Source organism: Paenibacillus amylolyticus, from assembly GCF_001570725.1.
GTDB classification, from domain to species: domain Bacteria; phylum Bacillota; class Bacilli; order Paenibacillales; family Paenibacillaceae; genus Paenibacillus; species Paenibacillus amylolyticus_A.
The window spans coordinates 1,476,457-1,489,366 of the sequence record NZ_BCNV01000001.1; the positions used below are offsets into that span (position 1 = coordinate 1,476,457).

At 48.8% G+C, this 12,910-nt stretch carries 9 protein-coding genes and 1 pseudogene; 4 read left to right on the plus strand and 6 right to left on the minus strand.

The window, feature by feature from the left end; translation table 11 throughout:
* Window positions 1-9: 9 nt before the first annotated feature.
* From PAHA3_RS06890 to PAHA3_RS06905, 3 genes and pseudogenes are all read left to right on the plus strand, one after another.
* Entirely contained in the window at window positions 10-2,262 is a 2,253-nt protein-coding gene (locus PAHA3_RS06890) for an MMPL family transporter (protein WP_062834053.1), read from the plus strand.
* 190 nt (window positions 2,263-2,452) lie between these two features.
* Window positions 2,453-3,472 (plus strand): dienelactone hydrolase family protein, encoded by a 1,020-nt coding sequence (locus PAHA3_RS06900; protein WP_062834055.1) that lies wholly within the window; start codon window positions 2,453-2,455, stop codon window positions 3,470-3,472.
* Window positions 3,473-3,703: 231 nt separating this feature from the next.
* Window positions 3,704-4,876: pseudogene (locus PAHA3_RS06905) on the plus strand (rhamnogalacturonan acetylesterase).
* Window positions 4,877-5,011: 135 nt separating this feature from the next.
* On the opposite strand, the gene mnhG reads toward PAHA3_RS06905, so the two are convergent.
* Genes mnhG through PAHA3_RS06935 form a run of 6 tightly spaced genes read right to left on the minus strand, consistent with a single transcriptional unit; the run spans window position 5,012 to window position 10,920 of the window.
* Window positions 5,012-5,404: a monovalent cation/H(+) antiporter subunit G gene (gene mnhG / locus PAHA3_RS06910; protein WP_062834056.1), complete on the minus strand. Its 393-nt coding sequence runs from the start codon at window positions 5,402-5,404 to the stop codon at window positions 5,012-5,014.
* Complete coding sequence (locus PAHA3_RS06915) at window positions 5,388-5,672, minus strand: Na(+)/H(+) antiporter subunit F1 (RefSeq protein ID WP_056692373.1); 285 nt, start codon at window positions 5,670-5,672, stop codon at window positions 5,388-5,390. The genes mnhG and PAHA3_RS06915 overlap by 17 nt, the downstream gene beginning before the upstream one ends.
* Window positions 5,672-6,148, minus strand: a complete 477-nt coding sequence (locus PAHA3_RS06920; protein ID WP_062834057.1) for a Na+/H+ antiporter subunit E — start codon at window positions 6,146-6,148, stop codon at window positions 5,672-5,674. Before PAHA3_RS06920 ends, PAHA3_RS06915 begins: the two co-directional genes overlap by 1 nt.
* A gap of 6 nt (window positions 6,149-6,154) precedes the next feature.
* Window positions 6,155-7,633 (minus strand): Na+/H+ antiporter subunit D, encoded by a 1,479-nt coding sequence (locus tag PAHA3_RS06925; protein WP_062834058.1) that lies wholly within the window; start codon window positions 7,631-7,633, stop codon window positions 6,155-6,157.
* On the minus strand, window positions 7,626-7,964 hold the full coding sequence (locus tag PAHA3_RS06930; RefSeq protein WP_062834059.1) for a Na(+)/H(+) antiporter subunit C: 339 nt from the start codon (window positions 7,962-7,964) through the stop codon (window positions 7,626-7,628). Before PAHA3_RS06930 ends, PAHA3_RS06925 begins: the two co-directional genes overlap by 8 nt.
* A 1-nt stretch (window position 7,965) precedes the next feature.
* Window positions 7,966-10,920 carry a Na+/H+ antiporter subunit A gene (locus tag PAHA3_RS06935; RefSeq protein WP_062836001.1) on the minus strand — a complete coding sequence of 985 codons (2,955 nt, stop codon included), beginning with the start codon at window positions 10,918-10,920 and terminating at the stop codon, window positions 7,966-7,968.
* 300 nt (window positions 10,921-11,220) lie between these two features.
* Here PAHA3_RS06935 and PAHA3_RS06940 point away from each other — a divergent pair, with 300 nt between their 5' ends.
* Entirely contained in the window at window positions 11,221-12,861 is a 1,641-nt protein-coding gene (locus PAHA3_RS06940; protein ID WP_062834060.1) for a sensor domain-containing diguanylate cyclase, read from the plus strand.
* Window positions 12,862-12,910: the final 49 nt, after the last annotated feature.

Genomic DNA, 12,910 nt, shown 5'->3' on the forward strand with positions numbered 1-12,910 from the left:
AGCTAAGGTATGGGTTATCGCAGACTTGCTGTCCTCATCAGCCGATATCCGCGGTTCATTATTCTCTGCTGGGTGTTTATCATCGGGATGTCAGCGGTCTGGGCGTGGAAGTTACCTGACATTGTACAGGATCATGGGTTGAAACAAGTTCACGGGGATGCGCAAGCGGTTGAGCTTGTTCTGGAGGACGAATTCGGTTCTCCTGCTGATCCGGTGATTCTGGTTTTTGAAAAAAAGGAAAATACCTCACCGTTAGTGTTCCGGCAGTGGATCAGGGATCGTCTGACACAGGTTCAAGCGCTGCCTGCAGTAACCTCTATCACATCTCCTCTGGATGCTAGAGAAGGGATGATGCTGCAAGAGAATAGGGCTTATGCCCTTGTGAAGATGGATGTGCCCGCGCATCAGATGGGTCCTCCACTGAAGCAACTGCGCGCCGTGCTGGCAACAGACGGCCCAGGTACGGTCCAATTGACGGGAAAGGCGGTCGTGCAGCAGGATGTGAATCACCTGAGCTTTCGTGACCTGGAACGAGCAGAGATAGTGGGAATTCCGATTGCCCTGATCGTTCTGTGCTTCGCATTCAGGGGGCTATATGCTGCATGGATTGCCGTCATGATGGGGATTAGTGCTGTGATTACGGCTATGGGGGTCACGTCTCTCCTTGGTTATCATCTGGAACTGTCCAACTTTATCATTAACGTAATTCCCATGGTGGGCATGGCACTTAGTATAGACTTTGCCCTGATCATCCTGAGCAGGTACAGGGAAGAACTTCAGCGTGTCTATAAAGATGAAGACGAAACTAAGGATCAGGGCAGCCCTATGGTTATGCATAGTGAGGCTCTGCGGAGCGAGATTCTTCAGCGAACATTGCGAACAGCAGGCAGAGCAGTGTTGTTCTCGGCAGCTTGCGTGCTCCTTGGACTGTTGGGTCTGCTCTGGATCAGGCTTCCGATGTTTCTGAGTGTATCCTTGGGGGCCATCATCGTTCTGCTCTTATCTCTACTGTTAAATATAACGCTGTTGCCAGCCCTACTATCACTGTCTGCGGATCGTGTCTTCAGGCGAAATTCAGTCCATTCGTTACCAAGACGTTCGGTCTGGCATAGATGGTCAGCGATGGTCATGAAACGACCAGTCAGAATGGCCATCGGAGGTACGTTTGTGCTGCTCCTCTGTGTCTATCCAGTGACCCGGCTGGAATTGTCTATCCCGGATGCCTCTTCACTGCCAGAGAGAATGGAGTCCCGCCAAGCAGCAGAGCAGTTTAAGCATGATTTGGGACAAAAGGATACCTCCACCATCGAGATGGTGATTGGCGGACAGCAGGAGCTGTTGACTGCTTCGCACTGGCAGATGGCCCACAACAAAGCACATCAACTTCTGCAGGACTCGGGCGTATTGAGCATTATTTCACCATGGGGTCTGTTGCAGCCTGATCAAACTAATGTGCAAAGCCAAAACCATTTTCAAATTCCACCGTCATCGCTCCCTTCTTCCATAGAAGGCAAGGAGTCTACAAGGACGGCATGGCTGCGTTCAACGGTTTCTGATCATTCGATTCGATTGGTAGCCACCGTGCGTGGGGAGCCCGGTTCGGAACAGGTCGCAGACTGGCTGGAACGAATGAGGAAGAGCGATCATGCCCTGGGTTTCAACGACATAAAACTACGTTATGGTGGTGAAGCTGCGAAACAACATGAAATTATGCAGGAAGTTACAAGTCAACTGCCCAAAGTGCTGGTATTTGTAGTAGTCACCAACTATCTTGTGCTACTGGCAGCATTCCGATCGCTGCTCATTCCAATCAAGGCGATTGTGATGAATCTGCTCAGTTTAGCCGCTTCATTTGGCATATTGGTGTGGGTGTTTAATGAGGGCCATCTGGGGATGGAGCCTTCAGCCATTGCCATTATGATTCCGGTATTTATTGCAGGATTGGTGTTTGGCATATCCATGGATTATGGTGTGTTTATGCTCAGCCGGATTCAGGAAGTCTATAGACAAACCGGAGACAGTGATGTGGCCGTCCAGCAGGGATTGGCTTCAACGGGGCGTCTGGTTACCTCCGCGGCGGCCATTCTGCTGGCGGTGACCGTACCGTTTGCTTTTGCAGAAGTTGCAGGGGTTAGACAGTTAGGGATTGGGATAACCGCCGCGGTATTGATTGACGTTACTCTGATCCGTCTAATACTGATACCAGCACTGATGAAGTTGATGGGCCGGTGGAACTGGTGGTTGCCGGGTCAGATCAAATGAAGGATATTTCCGAAGCCCAAAAGCAGGCCAGGAATATCCTTTTTTTGGATGGAAATCATGTGATTCCAATCAAAACAGGCAAACATGTTCAATTCTTGGACGAGTTAAAGTCCTATAATGGATGGGATCAATTCCTTATGACGGTCTTTCATCTACGTTATCCTACGAAAAACAGGAGGGACACAGGGCAATGTCGGATATAGAAGCCTATCTGCAACAGCAAACGAATCTTCGTGGTCGTTCCGCGTATCAAGCAGATCAACCTATGGAGTTATGGCGCAGTCAGTTACGTACACGTGTGAAAGAACGACTGGGCGGTTTTCCAACGATGCCAGCAGCACTCAATCCAGTATTACTGGAGCGCATTACATGTGACGGTTATATCCGCGAGCGGGTAGAGATCACGACCTATGCAGGACTTCGCATGCCTGTGTACATGTTGATTCCAAATGATGTAAGCGTTACCGATGTGAAGAGACCTGCGATCGTAGCGTGTCACGGGCATGGGTATGGCAGCCGAGAGATATCTGGCATGGAACCGGATGGGTCACCGCGGACAGGGGAGCCTGGATTACACAAGGATTTCGCAGTTGCACTTGTGAAGCGGGGATATGTGGTTGCTGCTCCAGAGCTGCTCGGATTTGGTGATCGAAGACTGGAAGAGGACCGCGATGCGCCACCAGGGGCAAGTTCCTGTACGAAGATCGCTGCGTATCTGCTTATGGTGGGGAAGACCCTTGCCGGGCATAGGGTATACGAAACAACGCGTGTACTGGATTATGTATCGACACGACCTGAAGTGGATTCGGAGCGAATTGGAAGCATGGGTATCTCGGGTGGGGGTCTGGTGACCGCATTTACAGCCGCGCTGGATGAACGGTTCCGTGCAGCTGTCGTAAGTGGTTATGCAAGTACATTCCAGGGCAGCATACTGGATCGGAACCACTGTCTGGACAACTATGTGCCAGGTATCCTGCGTGAAGCGGAGTTGCCGGATCTCATCGGCCTGATTGTGCCTAGGCCACTTTTTATTGAAGCTGGAAGTGATGATCAGGTGTTCCCTATCCATGCAGCGAGAGAGGCGTATGCCCGTTTGACACACATATATGAGCAGGCGGGAGCACACGAATCGCTGAATGCGGATTTCTTTACAGGTGGACATGAGATTAGCGGAGCGAAAGCCTATGACTGGCTTGATCAAGTTCTTTGAAGCTGAGGCTTATTACCATCTATATAAGTTGAACTAATCATTTACACGATGACGGAGAAGATAGAAAAAACCTGAAAAAGCGAAGCTACAAGCTTTCTGCAAGAAAGCTACTTCGAAAGCATACGCTATCACCGGATTTTCCCTTGAGAAAAGGGAATCGAAAAATCTGGGGATAACAGCGATTGGAAGGTTATTCTGTCTTCGTAGTGTATTCGAGAGGAGAATTCAGTGATGAAATGGTCAACAGCGGTAAAGCTTCTATTCTGTCTTGTTCTGTTTGCAAGTACAATCGGCGTAAGTCTGGGAAGCAGTGGAGGGCAAGTCGCCGAGGCAGCAGCGGACAATTACAGATTTGATTTTGGCTCAGGTTCTGTTGAGAGCGGTTACACAGGTGTGTCCGCAGGAGATGGCTATACTACGACAAAAGGATATGGATTCAACACACCTGCCAATATGCGAAATGTGTCTGCCTCCGGAAGCGGAGTGATGAGTGACGCCGTACAGTTTTTGACGTTTGGTACAAAGAGCACCAATACCTTCAATGTGGATCTGTCCAATGGCCTCTATGAGGTCAAAGTGGTTCTGGGCAATACAGCCAGAGCGAGTGTGGCTGCAGAAGGTGTATATCAGATCATTAATATGACGGGCAACGGGGCGACGGACCAATTTCAAATTCCGGTGACTGACGGGCAATTAAACCTGCTGGTTACGGAAGGAAAGACAGGCACCGCCTTCACGCTTAGTGCACTCGAAATTCGGAAATTATCCAATCAGACGGTAACCAACCGCACGATCTACATTGGTGGTGACTCAACTGTCTGCAATTATTATCCGCTGGGTAGCAGTGTACAGGGAGGCTGGGGACAGCTGTTTCCGTCCTATGTGAACAATGCCACCTTCCAGGTTCGCAATATGGCGTCAAGTGGTCAATTTGCGAGAGGTTTCCGCGATGATGGTCAGATGGAAGCGATTCTGAAGTATATCAAACCGGGAGATTATTTTATTTTGCAATTCTGAATTAACGATACTAATGCCAAGAACAATACAACGGAGGCGCAGTTCAAGGAGATTATGCGGGATATGGTACGTCAGGCGAAGAACAAAGGAGCAACGGTTATTCTCTCTACGCCTCAGGGCCGGGCAACAGATTTTAATACAGCCAATGTGCATCAAGCAGAGAACCGCTGGTACAATCCATCCACACGTGCACTCGCTCAGGAAGAGGGGGTTACCCTTGTTGAACTGAATAAGTTGAGTTCTGCCTATTTCACGACAATCGGTCCTTCGGCAACTCTCGCTCTGTATATGACAGGGGATAGTCTGCATCCGAATCGTCAAGGTGCTGCCGAGCTAGCTCGCATTGTGGCCGAGGATCTGAGAAGACAGGGACTGAATGGATTCTGACGATGCTATCTAATCGGTCTGCATGATCAGAGATTGGTATGATCCATGTATAAAAAAATAAAAAAATACCCCCGGGAACAACCCGCCAAACCGGCGGCTGATCCTCGGGGGTATTCGTTATGCCCAGGCTTAGGATCACTCCATCATGTCCTTGGCTTCATGGTTTACCTTTTTCCCTTTTAACAAGGGTTCCAGTTCATCTTGAACGCTCTGCTCCCACAGCGGTACATCTGTGCGGTAGGCGGCCCTTCCGTTCAGATGTCCGGCGACCGGAGCCGTAATGAATACGAACAGGATACCCAGCAACAAGCGGGCGCTAATATAGTTGTCGAAGTACCAAAAGAAGAAAAACGCAGCGCTTAGTACACAGAACACACCAAGCGTCATACTTTTGGTTGCGGCATGGGCTCGCAGATATACGTCAGGCAGTCGAATAAGTCCGAACGCACTGAGTGCACTAAGTAATGCACCAAGCAGCACGAGTAGACCTATAGCTGTTTCAGCGGCTACTTTAACGATCTCCATCATTTTTGAATACCGCCCCCCGTTCAATATAACGTGCAAATGCCACCGTACTTAGAAAAGCCAGAATACCAATCAGCAAGATGATATCCAGATAGGCCTGGGTTTTCAGCATCATCGACAGAACGGCGACGATGGCAATCACATTGATCCCGATGGTATCCAGTGCCGTGATCCGGTCAGCCATGGAAGGTCCCCGAAGCACCCTGTACAAGCAACCCAGAATGGCTAAGGAGAGAATGAGCAATGAGATGAACAACAGTGAGGATAACATTAACGCGTCACCTCCATAATTGCTTTTTCAAATGTGTTTTGGATATCATCTCTCAGTTTCTGTTCATCCTTGATATCCAGTGCGTGGATAAACAGTTTGCGTTGATTACCCGAGATTTCAAGCGGCAGGGAACCTGGTGTCAATGAGATGAGTAGACAGAGCAAGGTAACCTCCCAATCCGAGGACAATTCAGTCTTATATGTGAAAATACCCGGACGTATGTCGAGCTTGGGCTTAATAATCTGGCGTATAACCTCAATGCTGGCGCGCACCAATTCCTTGAACAACAGATTAATCAGTTTGATGATGGCCCAGACCCGTACAATATAGAAGCGCTGGGGGAAGAATCGGCGCATCCCCCCGATGAGAAGCAGTCCGAGCAGGTAACCTATGAGAAAACCAACACCATTCCAGGCATTGTTCAGAAACATCCATACAAAGGCAATGATAAGATTCAGTACAATCTGAAAGGCCATAGACATCTACTCCTTCAATACGGCATCAATATAAATATTGGGATGCAGTAGAATATCGCCTGCGCGGGAGGTCAACTGGAACATGCCTTCAGCCCCCACACCCATTACGATGATGAATACAAACAGAATTCCGGCAGGAATCAGCAGGCCGTTCACCGCGTAAGGGCGTCTTGTAACCCCGGCAGGCGGTTCGCCCCAGAACGCTTGTATGAAGATGCGCAGTACCGAATATAACATCAACAAGCTGGAGAGCACCGCTATACCAGTTAGACCATACAAGCCAGCCTGTAAGCCACCTTCGAAGAGAAGTAACTTACCCGGAAAACCACTGAATGGAGGCAACCCTGCCAAGGCAAGTGCGCTGATGAAGAACATCCAGCCGAGCAACGGATAGCGATGAATAAGTCCGCCCATGTTGTCGAGCTTTGAAGTTCCCGCAACAGCGATCAAGGCACCGCCGAGCAGGAAGAGCAATGTTTTGATCAACATATCATGAAGCATATAGAAGAGCAGACCTTCCAGTGCTGGACGACTGGCCGATGCCATACCGAAAGCGACAAATCCTACGCCTGCGACCACATTGTAGATGAGAATCTTGTTTACATCGCGATACGAGATCGCACCGATGACACCAAGAACCATCGTGGCACCTGCCATCCATCCGATCAGTGCATGGAAGAAGTCCGGATCATGATAGAAGATCAGTGTGAATGTTCGCACAATCGCGTACAGGCCAACCTTGGTGAGCAATCCTGCGAACAACGCAGTGACGACAGCAGGTGGCGCCGCATAAGAGCCTGACAACCAGAAGAACAGGAACAGTCCGGCCTTGATGCTAAATACGATCAGGAAGAGTACGGCAATCAGGGTAACGACCCCGCTCTGTCCCACTTCAGCAATTTTGACGGACAAGTCCGCCATGTTCAGTGTGCCAGTAATCGAGTAGAGGAAGCCGATGGAAGCGACAAACAGTGCTGAAGAAACGATGTTAATCAAGACATATTTGATCGTTTCCCGCAGTTGTCTTTCGGTACCTCCCAATACGATCAGTGCATAAGAAGAGATGAGCATCAGTTCAAAGCTGACAAACAAATTGAATAAATCTCCGGTTAGGAATGAACCGTTAACTCCGGCGATCAGGAAATGAAAGAACGGATAGAAGTGATGCTCTTCCCGCTCCTTGTTCACACTGCGGAATGCATACAGCAGACACGCCAGTGCGATGATGGAAGCGGCGACGACAAGTAGCGCCGATACCATGTCCGCGACAAGCACAATCCCATAAGGAGGTGCCCATCCACCCATATTAAGCGTTAGAACTCCAGTTTGAGCCACACGAGTAATGAGTATCGTGGAGACCGCTGCGGTGAACAAAAGTCCGATGACACTAATGATTCGCTGGATGTTCGTTTTCCGGAAAAACAGAAGGGCCAGAACACCTGTAATCAATGGCAACAGAATCGGCAAGACGACGAGATTATTCATATGGACGCCCCCTTACTTCTTCCATATCGTCTGTTCTCAGCTTCAGATAGGAGCGATAGGAGAGAACGAAGAAGAACGCAGTGAGCCCGAAATTAATAACAATGGATGTTAATATCAGTGCCTGTGGAAGTGGATCGACATAGCGTTCAGCCATCTCCCCAAGCAGTGGTGGTGACCCGGTTTTGAGACGTGACATGGTGATCAACAGCAGATGCACGCCATGGGTTAGTATGGACATACCAAGTACGATTCGGAGCAGGCTCCGCGACAAGATTAAAAAGACGGCAACCGCAAACAGAATGCCAACGGCTACACACATCAATATTTCCATATCAGCGATCCTCCCCGATCTGTAGAATGATGGTCATGGTGACACCCAGGACAGCGAGATACACGCCAAGATCGAACAGCATGGCCGTGGCAAGTTCTGTCTCTCCCAGTAAAGGAAGTTCGAAATAACCGAAGGTTTGGCTGAGGAACGGGACTCCGAATATAAATGAACCCGCGCCCGTAAGTAGGGCTATACCCAAGCCGATTCCTGTTAGAATACGGAAGTCAACGGGCAACGCTTTGCGTATCGTATCTGTACTGAATGCCAGAGCAATCAAGACAAGTGCAGCCGCTGTGACCAAGCCGCCGATGAAGCCTCCGCCCGGATTATGGTGTCCTGCGAAGAACAGGTGCATGGCAAACGTCAATATGATGAACACAACAACCTTAGTGGTCGTTTGCAGCAATACATCATTACTCTGTAACGGTACAGTATCCCATGAGGATGAGCTGCGTTCCCGGTTACCATACTTTTTCGTATTGTCCGTTTCATCATCCAGATCAGACTCGGAATCCTGATTTTCCTCCTTTTTGCGGAACTTCAATCGCGCTCCGAGATCCTTCGCTTCGAGGTTAAGATTAATCATGGAATAGATGGACAGTGAAGCAACACCAAGTACCATGATTTCCAATAACGTATCGAAGCCACGGAAATCGACCAGTAATACGTTCACGACATTTTTACCACCGGCCGAGTCATACGCTTCCTGAAGGAAAAAGGTAGAAATGCTCTCAAGGGATGCTGTTCCGCTTGCAGCTAATGCAACAAAAGTCATCACGACTCCGACTGCAATCGCCACGATCATATTCACCGTGAGATATCTGCGGCTTGATTTGCCACGTTGCAGTTCAGGCAGATGATAGAAGCATAGCAGGAACAGTGCAACAGATACCGTCTCAACAATCATCTGTGTAAGTGCCAGATCCGGTGCCCGGAAGAGTACGAACAGCAGGGTTACGAGATAACCAACTGCTCCGGTCATAATGACTGCCGACAGTCTGTTCTTGGCAAATGGAATCGAAACCGCGGCACCAATTAGGGTGACTAGCAGGACGACTTCATAGAATGAGAAGGGCGCATTGCCCTGCAGATTCCAGGTAATATTTTCACCTGAACGGAAGAAGGCATAGACCAGTAAAGCGACTGTGAATGAGAAAATATAAACGAGATAACTACGAACCGAGCCATTCATGTAGGCTTCCGTCCATTTGCGTGCATAATGCTGAAGATTATCCAGAACGACATGGTACATATTGTTAATCGTTAATCCTTGTGGATAATGCTCATAAATATTCCTCCATCGTGGCAACAGCTTGTAGAGAGTGATTCCGAGAATCACGACTCCGATCGTCATAATCAGTTCCGGAGTCCATCCATGCCACAGAGAGAAATGTACATCGAAGCGTTCGTTCCCATTCAATAGGGAAGGAAGCACAGCGGCCATTGCCGGTTCGATCAGTGTTCCGGCCAGCAGGTTCGGAAAGAGTCCGAAGATGATGACAAGAATACCTAGAACAACGGGCGGAATGAGCATACCGGCGGGCGCTTCGTGCAGCTTCTCGGCAGGAATATCGCTTTGGCTACGACCGAGGAATGTTTTGAACACGATAATAAGCGCATAGATCAAGGTAAACACACTTGCAAGCCAAGCGAATACCGGCAGTAGAACACTCCAGGACCCAAGTCCAAAGATTCGCAGATGCGTGACTTCGACCATCGCCTGGAAGAATAGCTCCTTGCTCAGGAATCCGTTGAACGGCGGAATACCCGCCATGGCAAGTGAGCCGATCAGTGCTACGGTGAAAGTGATTGGCATGAATGATGCAAGTCCACCGAGCTTCCGAATGTCACGTGTACCCGTCTCATGATCGACAATGCCTACGACCATGAACAGAGCGGCCTTGAAGGTCGCATGATTAAACAGGTGAAGCAGCGCAGCGGTTATCGCCACGGTGTACATCGCAGAGGACTCGCCATACCCGAAGTAGAGAGCAGCAGATCCAACCCCGAACAGGGACATGATCAGACCAAGTTGAGAGATGGTCGAATAGGCGAGAATCGCTTTGAGATCGTTTTTTTTCACCGCCAGGAATGATCCATAACACAGAGTCAGAAGACCAACGCCGGTGACCAGCCAGAACCAAAGTCCCTGTCCACCGAAGATCGGTGTGAATCTGGCCACAACGTACAGTCCGGCCTTAACCATCGTGGCTGAGTGCAGATAGGCACTCACTGGTGTAGGAGCTTCCATGGCATCCGGCAACCAGATATGGAACGGGAATTGGGCTGACTTGGTGAAAGCTCCAATCAGGATCAAGACAAGAGCTGGCAGAAATAGTGCGCTTTCCTGAAACTGCCCCAACCCTGCAATGGTTGCACGAATACTGAACGTTCCAGTAATCAGATACATCATCATGAATCCGGTAAGCATGGCGAAACCGCCAAATACCGTAATCAGGAATGATTTTTGTGCTCCTGAAGTCGAGGCTTTACGTTTGTAATGAAATGCAATCAACAGGAATGACGTAATACTGGTCAATTCCCAGAATCCGTAGAGCACGATCATATTATCAGACAGCACCACGCCCAACATGGCTCCCATGAACATCAACAGATACAGGTAGAAGCGGTTCAGCGCTTCTTTCATATCCATGTAGAAGATGGAGTAGAGAACAACGAGCACACCGATTCCGGTGATTAGCAGTGTCAGCATCAGGCTTAGACCGTCCAGATATAAGTTAAATCCTATGTCCAGTGAAGGAATCCATGGGATATTTCCGGATACGGTGTTGCGCTGGGACACAGCGGGTATGAGGCTCGCAAAGTATACAAATAATAGTGCCGGGACAAGGAGAACCGGCCATCCCAAATGTAATTTACGGAAGAAACGATGCAGCGTGGCAAGAAGAATGCCAACCGCAAAAGGCAGAATAACAGCAACATGAAGCAGGCTCAACATTACACCCCCAATGTTTAGTATTTCGACTACTCTCTCTGTGACATACAGGCGCATGATCCTCAAAGGATATGCTTGCTCTCTATATTCATAACCCAAGTATGTATATACAGAATCGTGTCTATTCTTTGAATGGAAGAAACACGGTGAAGATTTCAGTATAATATTGTATGGGCATGTATAATGAAAAAACACAAAAGATCCGATAAATAGGAAAACGATTAGGTGACATCCCGTGTACCCTTTGCAGCATAGTTATGTTGAGAAGCAAGATGGTTTCACCGTGTAATGGAGGAAATAATGTCATTCAAAATCAGAACCGTGCTTACCGTCATCTTCGCTGTGTTATCCTTGCTGGTTACCCTGACGATTGGGTCTATATTTAGCCAAAAGTCATTTGTTGCTGTAGAGACTGAGATTGGTCACTCGCTTACAGGCACGGCATCTCAGGCTTCGGACAAGCTGGATCGGTTTATGTCCGCTCGCGCGGGTGAATTGGATCTGCTGGGCCGCATGGCTGCACTGGAAGACGGATTCAAACCAGCAGAGATCCAGATGTTGCTGGATCAGCTACAAGATAGCTTTCCCTCATTCTCATGGGTTGGATTCATGGACCCGAAGGGAAAAGTGTTAGCTGCAACAGATGGCATCTTGCTTGGGGAAAATTTATCGGAGCGACCTGTGTATCAGGAGGGAATCAAGGGTAAGTTTATTGGAGATGTGCATAATGCAGTACTTCTTGCCAAGCTGCTTCCGAATCCAACGGGAGAGCCGTTGCAATTTGTTGATATCAGTTTCCCGCTGAAGGATAGCAAAGGTCATATCCAAGGTGTGCTTGCTGCACATTTAAGCTGGGCCTGGGCGAAGGAAGTGGAGGAATCGGTGCTCGCCCCATTGAAACGGGAGGAAAAGGACATTGAGTTCTTTATCGTGAGCAAAAAGGAACATACCGTGCTGTTAGGACCAAAGGAATGGATCGGTAAACCGCTGGTATTACCCGGCATTGCAGAGGCCCAGCTTAACAAAAGCAGTTGGTCCATTGAAGAATGGCCTGATGGAAATGACTATGTGACAGGGTTTGCTTACAGTCAGGGTCACCTGGATTATCCCGGATTAGGATGGACCGTAGTTATTCGTCAAGTGAAATCCACTGCGTTTGCTTCTGTGTTTGACCTGATGTGGTTTAATGTGTGGGCAGGACTTGCCGTTACCATGCTATTTGCACTTATTGGCTGGTTCGTCTCGCGTCTGATCTCTGCTCCAATTGTACGTCTTACCAGAGTAGCCAACCGACTGCGGGTAGGAGACGAGCTGGAGATTCCGGAGAACAAAGGAATTAAGGAGATCGAAGTATTGTCCCGATCACTTCGGGATATGCTGACATCTCTTACAAATAAAGACTCAGAACTGGTCGTGATGCAGAATCTGGCACATTTTGATCAGTTGACCAGTCTGCCGAATCGTACTGCCCTGGAAGCGTACCTGGAAGAGTCACTGGAGACCGAAAGTGAAAATCACACCCTGACGTTCCTCTATCTGGATCTGGATGGATTCAAACGTGTCAACGATACACTTGGGCATCAGACTGGAGATGTATTGCTGCAGAAGGTCGCCCAGCGTCTGTCTGCTCTTGGTCAGGAGAAGGGTATAACGGTAAGGTTGGGAGGAGATGAATTCCTGATTGTACTTCGGTCTGTTGGAAATCAACCGAGGGAAGAAGCCAGCGCTTATGCAGAAGCCATCATTCAAAGTCTGAACAAGCCGTTTATTATTGAATACGAGCGAATTCGGATTGGTTGTAGCATCGGAGGTGCCGAATATCCGACAAACAGCAACAACCCAAGTGAGATTATCCGTATGGCGGACGAAGCTTTATATGAATCCAAACGTGCAGGTAAGAATAGAATGACATTTTATTCCGATTTGAAGCAGGGGAGTTAGCGTATAATAGCATTAGCTGAGCGTTCCCAATCACCTTTGTACGAATCTG

Bases quoted from the DNA above. Each gene is read 5' to 3' on its own strand.
- PAHA3_RS06920 (WP_062834057.1), bottom strand. From the start codon at position 6,148: ATGGCCTTTCAGATTGTACTGAATCTTATCATTGCCTTTGTATGGATG.
- PAHA3_RS06890 (WP_062834053.1), top strand. From the start codon at position 10: ATGGGTTATCGCAGACTTGCTGTCCTCATCAGCCGATATCCGCGGTTC.
- mnhG (WP_062834056.1), bottom strand. From the start codon at position 5,404: ATGATGGAGATCGTTAAAGTAGCCGCTGAAACAGCTATAGGTCTACTC.
- PAHA3_RS06925 (WP_062834058.1), bottom strand. From the start codon at position 7,633: ATGAATAATCTCGTCGTCTTGCCGATTCTGTTGCCATTGATTACAGGT.
- PAHA3_RS06940 (WP_062834060.1), top strand. From the start codon at position 11,221: ATGTCATTCAAAATCAGAACCGTGCTTACCGTCATCTTCGCTGTGTTA.
- PAHA3_RS06900 (WP_062834055.1), top strand. From the start codon at position 2,453: ATGTCGGATATAGAAGCCTATCTGCAACAGCAAACGAATCTTCGTGGT.
- PAHA3_RS06930 (WP_062834059.1), bottom strand. From the start codon at position 7,964: ATGGAAATATTGATGTGTGTAGCCGTTGGCATTCTGTTTGCGGTTGCC.
- PAHA3_RS06915 (WP_056692373.1), bottom strand. From the start codon at position 5,672: ATGTTATCCTCACTGTTGTTCATCTCATTGCTCATTCTCTCCTTAGCC.